Source organism: Agaribacillus sp. DX54 (assembly GCF_056858335.1).
Map to the genome: position 1 here is coordinate 148,816 of NZ_JBXEQE010000005.1, position 15,128 is coordinate 163,943.

The window sequence follows — 15,128 nt, forward strand, 5'->3', positions numbered from 1 at the left end:
TTGTGTCTCCACATCTTGATTTTTAACCACTCCAACCTTCCATCACCCCAACCTGCCCATAACCAACTACACCGCATAAAGCCTCCCTCAGCCAACAAAATGAAAAACATCAAAATTACCCGTACCATCCCATCCCATAAATTTCCAGGAATGAGATCACTTTAAAATTATATAATCACGAAAAACGTTTCCCCTCAAAATACCGGAACAAATAAAAAAAGGATGCCTTCTGGACACCCTTTTTCACAGTGATTTAATAGGGACTAAGATATTATTCTTCTACTGAAGGTCTCGCAATATTTTTGTATTGGTCTCCAACCGGGGCTACTTTCAACCCAAACCTTTCCATTACGGCATTGTAATCAGAGTAATCACTGGCAATCCGGCCATTTTCCTCAAATTGTGCCCGTACCACTACTGCCCTGAGAAGCCAGTCATCGGTGAATTCCGGCCCTAAAATAGATGGCGAATAGTCAGCTTCCAGAAAGACAGAAACATCAGAAATGGTAAAATCAAAGTTGTATTGCAATATACCATTGGCATCTACAATCGTCTGAGGCAATTGCCTCCAGACTTCAAGATCTTCTCCGTTAACATTTTCTACATCCCATAGCGCATAGACCAGTACAACGTCTGAAATCCTCATATTAAAATCATCCGGAAAAGACAAAAACACCTTGTAATCGGGACCTTGGAAAGTTGCCTCCCATTCAAAGGTATAGGCCTCTTCACCATTAATTCCCGGTTCTCCTTGTGGTCCCCTCGGCCCTTCCGGCCCGATAGGCCCCTCGTCATTACAGGCAAAGGTAAATGCGGCCAGTAGCAGTAAGGTAGATATATTGCGTAACATGATTTTTCTATTTTAGAGTAGATAATTTACTTTTTAATTTTCGATAGTCACTTGTCCAAATGCTATGCCAAAATTCAGCTATAGCAGGATTTACGGTTCGGGCGGGCCGTTTGTTTCAACTGAAAAAGTGCCCTGTTTGCCGCTTTTAAAACGATTTTTAAATATTTAATAGCAAGAAATATTTTTTGTTTACAGGCCTTGAAAAAGACAATAAAGGAGGTTTATCCACCAGCAGAAAAAATTTTTTACCGCGATTTTTCCTTGAATACTTTATTGAAATTTCCATTTTCAGTGGCCATCCATTTATCCCAAAAGGTAAAGTATAATCCGTAATTTGTTTTGAAGTCTTTATGGTGCAGACTGTGATGCGTCGCGCCGATAATCCATTTTCCCAGCCAGTGGTTTTCAAAGTTTTTAGGATAAATCTCTATGTCCAGGTGATTTATCACACTGGATAGGGTCATCACAATCAGGTGAAGGAGAATGGCAAGCGGATGCATGGGGATCACAATCAGTATCAACGGTAATATTACAGCTTCCAGCAAAGCCTCCAGGGGATGGAATGAAAAGGCTGTCCAAGGCGAGGAAATGAGGCTTTCGTGATGAACTTTATGCACATATCTGAAAACCCCCGGATGATGCATAGCCTTATGCACCCAATAATAATAGGTTTCATGCAAAAACATAGCCACCCCCAGACTCACCGGTATATATATGATATCCAGCCAGCCCAGCTCTTCATAAATTTGTGTTTTCCCTTGCTGCCACAGCCACACGGTTAGTGTACCCGCTACAGCAAAAATCAGGGAAGAAACAATTGACCATTTAATTTCTTTTTGAAATTGCCCCTTTTTATAAGCTTGTTGATTGACCTTCCGGCTATTCCATTTGCTTGACTTACTGGTATAAAAGAGTAAATGAAATACACCAGCGGCTATAAAATACCTCACTACCACAACTGTAAATATGGCTGCAGTAATCACTGTGAATGAGGTGATGTCATTTATTTTGGGCATGTAAATCAAGCGTTTTGGTAATTTTGGTTTGCCAGTTTGAAGATACCTCAAAAGATTAAATTTGAAAATGATTTTGGGGGGAATTAATGAATAATTAAAGGTTAGGGGGGAAGTGATGAGGTAAGTGGTGGTGGAATTATGTTTTGTAATTGACAATTGAAAATGGACAATTGACAATTTGGGTGGGTGGTTTGGTTTGGGAGGGGGAATGGGTGATATGGTGGAATATTGGAGAGGAGGGAGGTTTTGGTAGGTATGAAATCATAGAGATGGGGTCAGTTAATGAATTTCAGGACAACTGGCCAATATGAAAGGACTTGTCGGTATCATTTTTATGTACTTATTGATTGAATATGATTAACTATTTACGGCATGTTTCATTGATCATATATCTCTGCATCCTCCAGGATATAATTACAATGGTTAATGTCATCCTGATTTAATTTCAAATTGCCTTTGATGGTCACCACCTGGTCCATCCTGAACCGGGGATGATCTGGCTTAAGCTTCAACTCTACGATAGATTCCGGACCGCTATTGCCGCAAAAAAAGCAAGAAGCAAAGGGAAAACGGGAAAGAATGTAAATATCTTCTTCTGGTTCAATAGCCAGCATATAGCCTTTCAGGTACACTTCTTTACCCTCTAGTCCTTTTACCGATGAACCGAAGTGCGGATAAAACAGGAATTCGTCCACCTCTTCAAAGTATTTTCTGGTGAAACTCACATCGCTGAGCGTCTCCCAGGTGATCTTGGTTTGCGAAAATCCCGGAGCAGAGGTAAAAAGCAAGAATATAATTGTCAATCTAAGCATTGGCCAATGTTTTGGAAATGTTGATATGAAATGCCCGGATAGCCGGGAGCAGGGATGCCAGCAGCCCAATGGCTAAGGCGGTAGCCAGCAGCCACCATTCTTCCTGCAGCCATGTCCATCCGATAAATGTATAATGATAACCAGCCTCCATCAGACCGGATATTAGCCACAATCCGATGCGGCTGAAAAGGATACCCAACAGAAAACCGGTCAGCGTCAGCAACAAGCCTTCCTGCAGCACCAATGCTACAAGCTGCCAGCGGGTAGCCCCGTAGGTACGCATCAGGGCCATTTCATACTGCCTGTCTTTCAGCGCATTGTAAAGGCTTATGAAAACGCTCAGTCCGGATACAGCCATGATCACCAGTGCAATGGCGCTGATCGTATCCACACCTACACCCATAAGGCTGAACAGGCGATTGATCTCGTAAATAGGTACTGCTGCCTGCATGTTGGTGCTTTCATTGACCATCCTTGGAACCTGTACCATGCCCATCGGGTTTCTGAATTTCACCAGCATAGCGGTGATTTCCTGTTCTGTTTCGTGTTCGCCTGTTTCATGATTTGCTTCCATATGACCTTCTTCATGCCCATGGTTTTCGTTCCTGGTTGGGGTTTCTGTCTCCTCTTCGTGAAGGTGAACCTCCCAAACGCTTTCGGTTGCCGTTAGAATGAGTTGATCCAGTACGGAATTAGTATATTCCAATTTCCCCACTATCTTGTAGGCATGTTCTTCATGGGCTTCGCCCCCTTCGGCCAGCCCATGCGTACCGGCGAAACTGTCACCAATTTTTAAATTCAGGTTTTTGGCTACCGTGGCACCAATGGTCACCTCAAAGGGGGCATGCCACAGCCGACCATTGTCCACCGATGCTCCATACAATTTCGGGTATTGATGATTAGTGCCTACAATCCGGTAACCTTCGTAACTGTCCCCGTAAGAAAGTGGGATAACTGCAGCCACCAGCCGATTGTTTTGGAGTTGTTCAGCCTCATGCAACGAAATGTTGCCGGTAGGGGCATCAATGTGGTACACAGCCGAGAGAATGAGCTGCAAGGGGCTTCCTTTAGCCCCGACTACCATATCGATGCCCCGTATGTTGTTTTCCATCTGTTGTTGAATGTGGCGGTTGACTTGCAAAAGTAAAGCGATCATGCCCACACCCAAAATCAGGAGTACTAGGCTTAAGGTAGTACTGAGTGGACGGCTGGACATGTTTCGGAAGCTTAACCTGAAAATGTTCATAGGGTAAGAGTGTTTTGAAACTGTGCTTTTAATCGTTGATCATGGGTAATGATGATAAGCTGTGCCCCCGTGATTTCAGCATGCTTCATCAGTAAATTTGCTACTTTTTCACAGTTTTGATCATCCAGGCTACTTGTGGGTTCGTCCGCCAGTATTAGCTTTGGGTGGTTCACCATGGCTAGTGCTATCGCCGCCCTTTGTTGCTCTCCCTGGCTCATGTAATTAGGTCTTTCAGAAAATTTGTGCGCAATCCCCAAGCAATCGAGTACTTCCATAATGCGCTCTTTATTTGCTTTTGCTCCTGCTAAGTATTGTACCAGAGCCAAATTTTCTTGTAACGAAAGGGTTTTAACAAAATATGGCCGTTGGAATATTAATCCGATTTGATTTCCACGAAACTTATCGAGTTTTTTATTGGATAGACTGTTAATGACTATACCGGTAAGTGTTATACTACCTGATTCCGGACGAATCAAGCCGGCTATTAAATGCAGCAAGGTAGTTTTACCAACGCCTGACTTACCTAATATTAGCAATTGCTGTCCGGAATCCAGATCTATATCCGGAAATTGGAATCTTGTTCGATTATCATAAGCAAAACACAATGATCGCGTCGTTAACATACTTTCAATCTTTGACTCAAAATTATCAATAAGAGATAAATAATGCAACATTGTTGCATTTAAATAATACGTTGATAATTTTGCAATATTGTTGCGCTAAACATATTTATATGAAATATCGGTTTGTTAGTAAAAATTTGGACTTCGTGGGATTCTGCCTCTCTTTTTTCTGCGCCGTGCATTGTGCTATACGCCCTTTTATACTCAGTTTGGCGCCATTAGCAGAATTACGGAAATTCAATAATCCTATGGTTGAATTTGGTGTCATGATGGTAAGTTTCTTAATTGCCTCATATATCGGCATAGGGGTATGCTGCCTTGACCAAGTCTTCTACGCCTGACATCCCCATGGATTTTGTTTTTTGTTCCTTATCATTCATCATACATTGACTTAAGTGGGTAAACAGTTTGAACATATCCCATCCATAAGAAAATACATCTCCTTTATCTCATGTTTTACGAGCTGGTTCATATATTCACTGGGCAAACAAGGTAGGCAGACCACCTTTTCACATGCTTTGCAGCGTAAATGGGGGTGCACGTGGCTATTGCTGTGGGCTTCATGGTTGTACATGTATATGCAGATGCCCTTGTGATCGACCATTTTTGTCACCAAACCCATCATTTCATAACAATGAAGCGTACGGTAGATGGTAACCCGGTCTATGGGAATGGTGAGCCGCTCTTCTATCTTTGATAGTGTGAACGCTTTAGAGCTATCCATCAGTATTTCCAATAGCGCCACCCGCTTTTCGGTAGCACGTTTTGCATGCTGCTTCAAGATTTCTTCTGCCCTTTGCCTGCTCATGACTTTGAACTTTAAATCAGTTGGTAAAACTCATTCCTCAGTTGCGTCTCGGTAAATTTTCCTACGTATTCCAGGGTGGTGGTTCGGCTGGTCTTATCATTCACACCGCGAGTGGATACGCACAGGTGCTCAGCTTCTATGACAACAATGATATCCTCCGTTTGCAGTGCATTTTTGAGCTCGTTTAATATTTGTAGTGTCATCCGCTCCTGTACTTGCGGCCTTCTGCCATAGTACGCTACGATTCGGTTGAGCTTGGATAAGCCTATCACTTTGCCCGAAGAGATATAACCAATATGAGCCTTTCCGACGATAGGCAGAAAATGATGCTCACAAGCCGAAGAAAAAGTGATATCTTTTTCTACTAGCATCTTATTGTACTGATATTTATTATCAAATACAGACAGAGAAGGCTTATTTTTAGGGTCAAGCCCCTGAAAAAGCTCCTTTACATACATTTTAGCCACACGATAAGGTGTTCCTTTGAGACTATCATCGCTCAGGTCAAGCCCCAGCTCTTCCATAATGCCCCCAAACAGCTTTTCGATATTGGCCATTTTCTCCTCATCCGTTTTCACAAAGGCATCTTTCCTCAAAGGGGTATCTACCGATGTCATTACATGATGATCGCCATTGTGTTCATGATGGTTCCTCTCCATCAATTCTTTGTCTATCTCCATATGATCGTGTATTTTCAATACGTTGAAGTTTTGTTAGTACCATCACCAGGTATCCTGTGTTTTTCCTGCTTTGCTGCGATTTTTGCTCGTTCAAAGAGGCTCGTATCGGAAACTGGCCAATAGCTGATGCTTGTACCGTTGTGTGTTGATTCAGCGTTCCTAAGTTTTAATGTGTTAATTCTTTTTTTAAAAAAAGTATAAACTCCCGCAAAGTAACCGTAAAATGCAGGAGCAAATTTATATAAAAAATTCTTAAATGCAACTTAGTTGCATTTAAGAATTAACAGACCATTTAACCCCGGGGATCGGCAAAATTCATCCCTGCTTTGCCACTTTCCTCCCAAGCTTTGATATGGACGAACATTTCTTTGCGTTTTTCTTTTATTTTCATAACACAAAGAAAACACCTGGAAATTTGGGTGATGGCTCACCTTATAACCGGTAATATGGATTACCTCTTCTCCTCCAATAGCTTTTCTAACAAGGCTATCCTCTTCCGCCCGCTTTCAAGGAGTGCCTCATATAACTTTTTGTTTTCCTCCATGGCCTCCGCCCATTTATCAAATGGATTAAATGTGCAGTTATAATTTTGTACAGATTTGTCCTGTTTTACTCTTCTGCAGATGAATTATTCAGAAATTTTTTCTATGAAACAAATAATCATTTGACTATTATTAGGGGTATTACCCATTCGTAAACGTTTGTAAGCATTTGCAAGGCACTTTTTATATGTTGGCAGCAAAATATGACAAATGGATCGAAAGACTCCAATTATAAGCATCTTCACATATGATTTGCCTTACAAACTTGCAAATCAGCTCTATAATGAATTTGATTCTAGATTAAGAGAAGCGAAATACATTATAAATGTTCACCAGCAGGAATTCACTCTAAATACTCCTATTTCTCAGCTATTAAGAAAGTAGGTAAGCATGAATACAAGTTCGAAATTCAACATAATCTTGCAGTTCAATCATCATTTGACTCTGAAATTTTTACAAATCCAGATATAGTAGTTATTAAGGAAGGAACCTCGAAAACCACGACTGAATATTATGAAACGAAAAGAAGGTTTTCATACGTAGAAAATAAGAATACAATAACCTTCTTCGAGGTGAAACATTTTAATCCATTTCCAGAACTAATTTTTAATTTCATCGGTGTAGTAAATGAGATCAGAAAAGATATAATAACCAACAATTCCAGAGCCAAAAGACCAATTCACTTGGCGCCAAGCTTGATGATTTCAGGGAAACCAAATAAACAAACAGAAAGGATCAGGTACTCATTAGAAGAGAGGTATTGCATTAACATTATTTATGACCTTTTTGATTCCGGCTCTCAAACTTTCTCAGGATTTGGAGTTTCTTCGTTAAAGACAACCGGGAAAAATCAACCGTTAACAAACAAAGCTCAATGAGCAAACTTAGTTATTCGACAATTTCAATGCAGAGAAGCTATCTCTAGTACTAGTAAAACCAGATATGCTCGCTGAGCTTATTTGAAACATATCTAAAAGTCAAAACTACCATCTATCGGAAAATGATTACAGTTCTTTGATGATTTGTAAAAATTGGTCGACTGAAATTCCCAAGGTTTTAAGACTAGTTCGTATATGGAAAGGCTCGATCTCCTTTTTGGTATTGCGGAATGTGATCGGCCTTGTTAAATCTTTTCTTCCCCAAATTTCATGGGAAGCCCGGACGCGATAGAATTTACAACCTACCTGTTCCGGGAATTTGCGGAATGTGGTTATTTTGATGGATGTTAATTTGCCCATATTTAGGCAGGGATAGCAAAATGATGCTCAAACATCTCATATGTATCCGTGGCAATATCCACTACTATATCTTCCGTACTGTAAGGAGGTGGGATGAACAGAAAGTCTGGCTTTTTTTTAATCGTCCATCCAAGGTTCAATAAATCTTCAATCAAGGTATTTTTGCTGGTGGCGTAATCCATGAATATAGCAATGTTTTCACCTAGGGCATTTTCAGCATCTTGTTTGGTCTCTCCGTATGAAGAAATCTGTAAAGCTGGAGAATAGGCAACTATTTGGCTTTCTCCCTGAAAGGTGATTACATTGACATCAACAATGTACTGGCCTGATTTTTTAATAATCCTTTCTTGCATGAAGCACTAATTTAATTATGCAAAAGTAATAATTCGGTTTGTCATTATCAATATCAGTGATAGCCATTTCAACTGAGAGTTGCTTCCGGACAATAACATTGATAACACATCTAGTCCAGCTTTAAGCTAGCCACTTTCGCACAAATATGGATGCTAGCTATACTGAAGTGAACTAATAACTTCCTGATCGTTGCCAAATCCACATCATTGCTTTTGAATAAACAAACTGAGTAGTGCTATTCATTTCATGGTTGACTCGGATGAAGTGCTAAGAAACAAATCACAAAAAATGGGAATTAAAACAAAATGAAAATAAAAGAGAAACCGCTTGTTTATCGAATTATTTAGAAGATTAAAGAAAGTTGAAAGCGTAATTTAAGGGTTAAGCCCACTCAAATGTTTAACCATCTCCTCCCAGCCAACAAAAAAAGGCAGCCACTTTATTGTGACTTACTGATTATCATTATATAGGAGATAGAACTCAAACCTACAACCTTCGGGTTACGAGGTTTTGGGGGGTGCCGTGGATGAATGATTTTATATTATTTACTACGATATCCATCAGGCGTTGTCTGGATTCTTTGGTGGCCCAGGCGTGGTGGGGGGTGATGAGGCAGTTTTTGATAGCGGTCAAGGGGTGGTTGGGGAGGGGAGGTTCCTGGCTGAGGACGTCGAGGCCGGCGCCTTTGATTTTTTCGGAAACAAGCGCTTCCTTCAGGTCGCTTTCGTTGATCAATGGGCCCCGGCTGGTGTTGATCAGAAAGGCTGAAGGTTTCATAAGGGCAAGGTTTTGTGCGTTGATAAATCCTTTGTTTTCATTTGTAAGGGGACAGTGCAGGCTTACGATATCACTTTTTGTCAACAGCTCATCCAGGGATACGAAGGCCACGCCTGGCCGTTGGTCTCTTTCCGGATGTTTGTGATTGGCGAGCACTTTCATGCCAAATCCCTGGGCGATGCCGGCTACCTGCTGACCGATGTTGCCAAAACCCACGATGCCTAATGTTTTTCCTGCCAACCCAACCATAGGGCGTAAATGATAACTCCAATCTTTAGATTGCGACCATGCCCCGTTTTTCACACTGTTGCTATGCAACCCGCATTGATTGGTCAATTCCAAAATTAAAGCAAAAGTATGTTGGGCCACCGATGCCGAGCCGTATTTGCTGGCATTACAGACCAAAATTCCCAGTTCGCTGGCGGCGGTAACATCGATATTGTTAAAGCCGGTAGCCGTGACAGCAATTAATTTCAGGTTTTGCAGCTTTTCCAAAACCGGCCTGTCCAAAACGGCCTTGTTACTTAGCACTATATCGGCATCCGCGCTTCTCTCTAAAATCTCCTCCCTTGTGCTCCTGCGAAAAATTTTGGTCTCCCCCAGACGCTGTAACGGTGACCAGTCCAAATCCCCGGGATTCAAGGTATGGCCGTCCAGTACTACTATTTTCATAAATGTTTGCTTCTATGTTAAGATAGCAATATACAAAGTTGCGTGGATTCCGAAGTTAATTCGACAGATATTTTGTAGAGGGATCAGGGGAGAGGAGTCAACCTGACCCCTGACTCCTCTCCCCTGACCCCTGTCTAACGCAGTTTCAACATTTATTTTGTATATTTTCCAAACGAAACTTTGACGCTGCCTGGAAACGCTAGGAAAACAGCGACTTTAAAGCCAGTTTTGTGCTGAACACCATAGACCTTTGGCGACATCATGGAAGGCAATGGGAAATAATTCATAAATTCAATCCCTGTCAGCCAAGCTTTTAAATTAATGGTAGACAATTTAACCCCTGGACAAATCAAGCAGGACGCAAACAAATATCTTTCAGGAGAAAACAAGGTAAAGATTGTCTTAATGCCGGAGGAATGAATGGCCACTAACCAAAGGTTTTCACCTTGGATGATACCGACAAGTGCTTCTTTGAAAAGTTATAGATTAGATCATCGAATCATATGATTTGTTCGTCTAACATAAACAGGTGATCGAAGAAATGATTTTTTTTTGATTAACTTTGAATTTAGAATTGCGGAAAATAGCTGGTTGTATCACAAATTTAGCCTTTTTTCAAAGATCAAAAAAAATGGTTAAATTAATGTAAATCAATGGGGCAGAACCCAGGCTTATTCACAGATTGCTTTATAAAATGCGCTTAATTTTATCAGGACATTTATCCTTTGCATTCCTTTTGCTATTCATGTTCCACGTACTGAAAGCCCAGGATAAAACACCAGGATTAAGCCCTGACAAGGTGCTTACGCAGTACAATCATGATTATTGGGACCTGGATAAAGGAATGCCCAGTAACACAGTCCTGGACAACCTGCTGTCTTCTGACGGTTATATGTGGTTTGCCACTTTTGATGGTTTGGTAAAGTTCGATGGTGTCAATTTTCAGATGTTTAATGAGAAAAACCATCCGGCTTTCAAAAGGAACGGGGTTTTAAGCCTGTATGAGGACGAAAACCATGTTTTATGGATTGGCACTAATGGCGGGGGACTGATCAAAATGCAAAACAATGATTTTATTTTATTTCAGGATGACACCCTGCAGCAAAGTAATATCATCACCGATATCGATCTCGACAAGGAGGGTTTTTTGTGGCTCGCGACCAGAAATGGTGTGATGAAGTTTAAAGATGGGAGCTTTACATCTGATCCGAGGCTTCGGTCACTTTCCAACAGTGCCATACTATCACTGATGATCGATAGTAAAAATAACATCTGGATCGGTACCCTGGGGGAGGGGTTATTTATGCTTTCCGGAGAAAAGCTCACATATTTTGACCGTAGCTCAGGGTTGGACAATAATTCCGTCAGAAGCTTGCTGGAAGATTCAGAAGGAAATATCTGGATCGGTACCACCCTGGGGGTTAACCTTTACAGTAACGGTACATTTTCAAAGCCCGGGATTACCGATAAAAACCTGGGTTTTTTTGTGAACGATATGATTGAAGATCTATTTGGTGCATTATGGATCGCTTCAGACATCGGCCTTATAAAATCCTTTAGGGACCAGATTGAGATTCTGGATCAAACCACAGGACTGGTGGACAACAACGTACAAAGCCTCGCTTTTGACAATGAAGGAAGCTTATGGATGGTAATTACAGGAGAGGTATAAGCCGCCTGAAAGACGGAAAATTCAAAAACTACGGGGTTCTTGAAGGGTTGTCCAATGAAATAATCAACATTGCCTACCATGAAAATGAGGTTATCTGGATAGGTACCGACTATGGCCTCTCAAAACTTGAAAATGAAGAAATTACATCCTACTCACTTGGCCGGGGCTATCAGAAAAACCGGGTACGGGACATATTGCGGGATAGTAAAGGCAACTTGTGGATTTGTACCTATGATGGACTGGTACTTTTTAAAAATGGACGGGTTGTAAGACGATATTATCAAAAAAACGGATTAAGCAACAATAAGCTGAGGGTTATTGAAGAGGATGCCAATGGTAATATTTGGATTGGTACCGGCAAAGGATTGAACCGGTTTAAAGATGGAAAATTTGTTCAATACGGAAAGGAGGCGGGGCTGAAAAATGAATTTATCATGTCAATTTTTGAAGACAGTAAACAAAGGCTATGGGTGGGCACGGATGGTGGGGGAATCCACCGGTTGGAAAATGGGAAGTTCAGGAGTTATAATGAAAAACATGGGTTAGCCTCCAATGTGGTTTTTCAAATAATTGAACATAAGGATGGACAATTGTGGATCGGAACAAACGGAGGCATCAGCCGGTATGATGGCACTGCTTTCAAATCCATCACCTTCAGACAAGGGTTATACAGCAATTCGGTGTTCCAGATAATTATAGATTCCGGCAATCGTTGCTGGCTTATGACCAACAAAGGTATACAGCAAATTGATTATCAGATCCTGGATGATATCGCTAGCGGAAAGATCAGTGAAATTGAAGAGACGATAACCTATGATCACTCAGAAGGTATGCGCAGTAGTGTGGTAACCGGTGCTTCCATTGGCGATTTAGGTAAAAACGGGGAGATACTGGTGCCAACCTTTAAGGGGCTAACCATTATCGATCCTGATGAAATTCCAATCAATACGGTCAAACCACCTGTTCTGATCACAGATATCAGGTTAAATCACCGGCAGCTTTCCGGAACGGGGGATATTACCCTGCCTGCCGGTTCGGAAAGCCTTGAAATACATTATACGGGACTTAGTCTGTATGCACCTGATGAGGTACTTTTCCATTACAAACTCGAAGGTTTTGATAATGACTGGGTAGATGCAGGTAACAGAAGGGTAGCCTATTATACAAACCTGCCACCCGGCGACTATACTTTCAAGATAAAAGCCGCCAACAATGACGGAATTTGGAATGAGGAAGGCACCAGTATACAATTTGTCAAAAAGGCCTTCTTTTATCAGACCAGATGGTTTCCCGTATTGGTACTGACCGTGCTTTTCCTGATTGCTTTTTCGATTTATTATTTGAGAACCCGCCAGCTTAAAAATAAAAACCAGGAACTGCAGGAGCTTATAGAAATACATACGAGAGATATTCAAAGACAGAATCTGGAAATAACCGGACAGAAGGAAGCGTTGAAGCACCTGAATACCATCAAAGATAAGCTGTTCTCCATTGTTTCACATGATCTGCGTGGCCCGATTAATTCCTTTTCCGGAATTCTGGAACTCATGAGGTCCGAAAGTATGACAAAAGAGGAAATCGCCATGTTGTGTGAAAACCTGCAAGGAGATTTGGGAAGGCTGAAAAGTCTCCTGGATAACCTCCTCAACTGGGCGAAAACACAAATGCAGGGTATTAAATCCAACCAGGTCCCGATTTTTCTGAATGAAGTAGTGAAAGAAAACATCGATCTGTTGGGGCCGGAAGCTAGCAAAAAACACATAACACTGGTGAACAAAGTAGAAAAAGATACCAGGATCCTGGCTGATTTGGATATGGCCAAACTTATCTTAAGGAATTTAATTAATAATGCCATAAAATTCACCCCTGACAACGGAAAGGTTATAGTCGATGCCAGAAGCCAGGCCGATCATGTCGAAATCTCTGTGGCAGATAATGGGGTAGGTATTCCTGAAGATATTGCAGGGAAGCTCTTCAGCAATGATTATCATTATTCAAAGTTAGGCACCTCTAAAGAAGACGGCTCGGGGCTCGGATTGCTGTTATGCCGTGAGTTCATTGAAGAAAACGGTGGTAAAATCTGGGTTGAAAGCGAGGAAGGAAAAGGCAGCATTTTTAAATTCATATTAAAAAATGCCGCCAAAATGCAAAAAAACTAATTCTCTAAAACTTTAAACTCCACCCTGCGGTTTATTTGTCTTCCCTCGTCCGTATCATTACCGGTTTCCGGTGCGCTTTCACCATAGCCGTTGGCAAGGATACGTTTTCCTGATATCCATTTGCCGATCAGGTAACTTCTTACCGCCTCTGCTCTTCCCTGTGACAGTTTTTTGTTGTATACATCAGACCCCTTGTTGTCAGTATGTCCGGCTATTTCGATTTTTAACCCTGGATTTTGCTCCATCAGTTTTGCGACCATATCCAACTGATCAAATGACTCTTTTCTTAAAGTAGTTTTGTCAAAATCAAAATAAATTTTATCAAGTCTTACCTTCAAACCTACTTCAAGTGGTTTGAGATAAAAGTTTTTTTCTATGGTGGTGTCCTTTTCGGCCTTGAAGGCAATGAGGCTTTCCGAAGCATTTATAAAGCCGGTAGTGGTAATATCGAAGGTATACTTTCCACCTTCAGCTACCTCAAATTCATAGAATCCATCTTCCGGACTGGCCGTTATGAATTTGGCAGGCCCCTCGTCCAGTCTGTATTCGATATTTGCTTCAATGGGCTCCTTTGTTTTTTCGTTATAAACAAAACCCGATACAAATGTTTTTACAACCGGCTTGGGTTTTGGAACCACTCCCAGGATGTCCATACTTCCACCGTCTGCTGTGATATAGGTTCTGGTGGTAAACCCGTGGTTACCGGTAGAGTCGACAGAATAGTAAGCGTCAAACCCACTGGTATTAATCGGTTCGCCTATGTTAACAGGATCGGACCATTTGAGCCAACTATTGTCAAGACGAGCAGTTTTATATATGTCCATACTGCCGAATCCTCCCCCCCTGTTACTGGCAAAGTACATCGTTTTATCATCGGTGGTCAGGTAAGGGCCGAATTCATCTAACCGGGTGTTTATATTGGATGGCAGCGGCTGCGGTTTGCTAAATGTATACCCCTCTTTTTTAAAGCTGACATAAAGATCACTGTATTTAGCCCGTTCACTTTGGCTAAAGTACATGACCAATACGTTTCCGTCATACGACAGAAAACCACCTGAAAACCGGCCGATATTCATTTTATTATAATCCTTTACCTGTAATGGGATTGGCTTTTGCCACTGACCGTTCACCCTCTTTACAATAGAAAACCCCTTTTTGGTTTTCCCATTTCCTCCCCTGATCAACAACCGGTTACCATCCTTGGAAATGCTCATTACCTGGTTGAACCTGTTTTTATTAAAAGGGGCTTCCATCCGCCTGGCTTGGGTCCATTGACCACTGCCGTCTTTTTCGCAAAACCAAATGTCCTGGCTGTTGTCGGTGCCAAAAGTATTTTCAGGGTGATTGGCGATGAAAAAATACAGTGTTTGCCCATCCGGTGAAATCACCGGCGCTGTATCATGATACCTCGAATTTACTTTTCTATCCAGTTTAACCAGTTCGTATTCCTTTTCTGTGTTTTGGGCAGCCACAGAAACAGATAGTGAAAAAAGAATATATATTATGCTAGGTTTCATAATTTCAAATTTACAGCCTTCTGCAAAGCCTTATGGCTGAAATCAAATGGAAATATTACGCAGGTGGACAAAAGAAATTTGTTTACCAAAGGCCACCATATTTTGTTATCCTCCAATATTGAATGGTATTTTGCCAAGATTCAGATATCCGCAAACACTTTT

15 protein-coding genes are annotated in these 15,128 nt (G+C 41.4%); 4 read left to right on the top strand and 11 right to left on the bottom strand.

The genetic code is table 11. The features are described from left to right. Positions 1–271 precede the first annotated feature (271 nt). The 5 genes from AC04NP_RS08165 to AC04NP_RS08185 form a co-directional block, all read right to left on the bottom strand. Positions 272–850: a collagen-like triple helix repeat-containing protein gene (locus tag AC04NP_RS08165; protein WP_482859074.1), complete on the bottom strand. Its 579-nt coding sequence runs from the start codon at positions 848–850 to the stop codon at positions 272–274. A 245-nt stretch (positions 851–1,095) separates the two neighbouring features. After that, positions 1,096–1,866, bottom strand: a complete 771-nt coding sequence (locus AC04NP_RS08170; protein WP_482859075.1) for a sterol desaturase family protein — start codon at positions 1,864–1,866, stop codon at positions 1,096–1,098. A gap of 377 nt (positions 1,867–2,243) precedes the next feature. Then, positions 2,244–2,678 carry a DUF3299 domain-containing protein gene (locus tag AC04NP_RS08175; protein ID WP_482859076.1) on the bottom strand — a complete coding sequence of 145 codons (435 nt, stop codon included), beginning with the start codon at positions 2,676–2,678 and terminating at the stop codon, positions 2,244–2,246. Then, positions 2,671–3,924 (bottom strand): ABC transporter permease, encoded by a 1,254-nt coding sequence (locus tag AC04NP_RS08180; RefSeq protein WP_482859077.1) that lies wholly within the window; start codon positions 3,922–3,924, stop codon positions 2,671–2,673. Before AC04NP_RS08180 ends, AC04NP_RS08175 begins: the two co-directional genes overlap by 8 nt. Then, entirely contained in the window at positions 3,921–4,598 is a 678-nt protein-coding gene (locus tag AC04NP_RS08185) for an ABC transporter ATP-binding protein (protein ID WP_482859078.1), read from the bottom strand. Before AC04NP_RS08185 ends, AC04NP_RS08180 begins: the two co-directional genes overlap by 4 nt. A gap of 59 nt (positions 4,599–4,657) precedes the next feature. Between AC04NP_RS08185 and AC04NP_RS08190 the strand changes: the two genes are divergently transcribed. Further along, positions 4,658–4,888 carry a MerC domain-containing protein gene (locus tag AC04NP_RS08190; RefSeq protein ID WP_482859079.1) on the top strand — a complete coding sequence of 77 codons (231 nt, stop codon included), beginning with the start codon at positions 4,658–4,660 and terminating at the stop codon, positions 4,886–4,888. Between the two features lie 50 nt (positions 4,889–4,938). Here AC04NP_RS08190 and AC04NP_RS08195 read toward each other — a convergent pair whose 3' ends face one another. Both AC04NP_RS08195 and folE read right to left on the bottom strand, forming a co-directional pair. Next, on the bottom strand, positions 4,939–5,355 hold the full coding sequence (locus tag AC04NP_RS08195) for a Fur family transcriptional regulator (RefSeq protein WP_482859081.1): 417 nt from the start codon (positions 5,353–5,355) through the stop codon (positions 4,939–4,941). Positions 5,356–5,366: 11 nt separating this feature from the next. Continuing rightward, on the bottom strand, positions 5,367–6,014 hold the full coding sequence (gene folE / locus AC04NP_RS08200; protein WP_482859221.1) for a GTP cyclohydrolase I FolE: 648 nt from the start codon (positions 6,012–6,014) through the stop codon (positions 5,367–5,369). 1,135 nt (positions 6,015–7,149) lie between these two features. Between folE and AC04NP_RS08205 the strand changes: the two genes are divergently transcribed. Further along, on the top strand, positions 7,150–7,455 hold the full coding sequence (locus tag AC04NP_RS08205) for a hypothetical protein (protein WP_482859082.1): 306 nt from the start codon (positions 7,150–7,152) through the stop codon (positions 7,453–7,455). A 362-nt stretch (positions 7,456–7,817) separates the two neighbouring features. Here the strand turns inward: AC04NP_RS08205 and AC04NP_RS08210 are convergent, their stop codons facing one another. The 3 genes from AC04NP_RS08210 to AC04NP_RS08220 all read right to left on the bottom strand — a co-directional run bounded on the left by AC04NP_RS08210 (position 7,818) and on the right by AC04NP_RS08220 (position 10,046). Further along, positions 7,818–8,168 (bottom strand): hypothetical protein, encoded by a 351-nt coding sequence (locus tag AC04NP_RS08210; protein WP_482859083.1) that lies wholly within the window; start codon positions 8,166–8,168, stop codon positions 7,818–7,820. A 487-nt stretch (positions 8,169–8,655) separates the two neighbouring features. Next, positions 8,656–9,618 carry a D-2-hydroxyacid dehydrogenase gene (locus AC04NP_RS08215; RefSeq protein WP_482859084.1) on the bottom strand — a complete coding sequence of 321 codons (963 nt, stop codon included), beginning with the start codon at positions 9,616–9,618 and terminating at the stop codon, positions 8,656–8,658. Positions 9,619–9,770: 152 nt separating this feature from the next. After that, complete coding sequence (locus AC04NP_RS08220; RefSeq protein ID WP_482859086.1) at positions 9,771–10,046, bottom strand: hypothetical protein; 276 nt, start codon at positions 10,044–10,046, stop codon at positions 9,771–9,773. Between the two features lie 266 nt (positions 10,047–10,312). Here AC04NP_RS08220 and AC04NP_RS08225 point away from each other — a divergent pair, with 266 nt between their 5' ends. Both AC04NP_RS08225 and AC04NP_RS08230 read left to right on the top strand, forming a co-directional pair. Beyond that, positions 10,313–11,290: a ligand-binding sensor domain-containing protein gene (locus AC04NP_RS08225; RefSeq protein WP_482859087.1), complete on the top strand. Its 978-nt coding sequence runs from the start codon at positions 10,313–10,315 to the stop codon at positions 11,288–11,290. Further along, positions 11,263–13,449, top strand: a complete 2,187-nt coding sequence (locus tag AC04NP_RS08230; protein WP_482859088.1) for a sensor histidine kinase — start codon at positions 11,263–11,265, stop codon at positions 13,447–13,449. Before AC04NP_RS08225 ends, AC04NP_RS08230 begins: the two co-directional genes overlap by 28 nt. On the opposite strand, the gene AC04NP_RS08235 is transcribed toward AC04NP_RS08230, so the two are convergent. Next, positions 13,446–14,966: an OmpA family protein gene (locus tag AC04NP_RS08235; protein ID WP_482859089.1), complete on the bottom strand. Its 1,521-nt coding sequence runs from the start codon at positions 14,964–14,966 to the stop codon at positions 13,446–13,448. The two genes, AC04NP_RS08230 and AC04NP_RS08235, sit on opposite strands and share 4 nt — an antisense overlap. Positions 14,967–15,128: the final 162 nt, after the last annotated feature.